1 protein-coding gene is annotated in these 217 nt (G+C 64.1%); it reads right to left on the bottom strand.

Translation table 11 applies throughout. The annotated features are described in order from the left end of the window. Positions 1–210: hypothetical protein (locus GSQ80_RS09245; protein ID WP_158787386.1), on the bottom strand; the 210-nt coding region annotated here is incomplete at its 3' end. Between the last annotated feature and the right edge of the window lie 7 nt (positions 211–217).

Consider the following 217-nt stretch of genomic DNA (forward strand, 5'->3'; position numbering starts at 1 on the left):
GTAGACGGCCGCTTGAAGGTAGGCTTGCAACTCCTTCGCTCGAACCTTGCCTGGTGAAGCGATCGCGACCGCACGCCAACCCTCAGCGAGGGCCTTCGGGCTAAGCGCCAGAGGATGCTTCGGGTCCGATCCCTTTACTGCATCGTCTGGAAGCAGCGTCTCCGGCGTCCGCCCCGGAGCCGTCTTTTCGGCGTAGCGAACGGTGGTCATCGCTCCG

Origin of the sequence: Granulicella sp. L46, assembly GCF_009765785.1 — a bacterium.
GTDB lineage: Bacteria > Acidobacteriota > Terriglobia > Terriglobales > Acidobacteriaceae > Granulicella.